The following is a 495-nucleotide window of genomic DNA, read 5'->3' on the forward strand; positions in this document are numbered from 1 at the left end:
GTCGGAGCCCTGGTCGCCGAGCGGGCTGACCACGCCGAGGACGATGTCGTCGATGGCGGCCGGGTCGAGGCCGGGGAAGCGGTTGCGGATTTCGTGGATGAGGCCGACGACGAGGTCGATCGGCTTGGTGCCGTGCAGGGCGCCATTGGCCTTGCCGCGGCCGCGCGGGGTGCGGATCGCGTCGTAGACAAATGCTTCGGTACTCAAGACAGCAGCCTTTCGGGGGTGGTCGATCGTCGGGGTCAGGCGAGCAGCGAGCGGCCGATGATCTCCTTCATGATCTCGGTCGTTCCGCCGTAGATGGTCTGGATGCGGCCGTCGGTGAACGCCTTGGCGACCCGGTATTCCGTCATGTAGCCGTAGCCGCCGTGGAGCTGGAGGCAGCGGTCGGCGACGCGCTTCTGCAGTTCGGTGGCCCACCACTTGGCCATCGAGGCGTGTACGGCATCGAGTTCGCCGTTCGAGTGGTCGACGATGCACCGGTCGATGAAGGTC

1 protein-coding gene and 1 pseudogene are annotated in these 495 nt (G+C 66.7%); both read right to left on the reverse strand.

Annotated elements, in window-relative coordinates; translation table 11 throughout:
- Window positions 1-207 (reverse strand): annotated as a pseudogene (locus AC1DUE_RS20210) (acetyl-CoA C-acyltransferase); the annotation flags it as partial.
- 35 nt (window positions 208-242) lie between these two features.
- The coding region (locus AC1DUE_RS20215) for an acyl-CoA dehydrogenase family protein (RefSeq protein WP_477041196.1) at window positions 243-495 on the reverse strand (253 nt) is incomplete at its 5' end.

This window comes from Cellulomonas sp. P4_A2 (genome assembly GCF_056402515.1).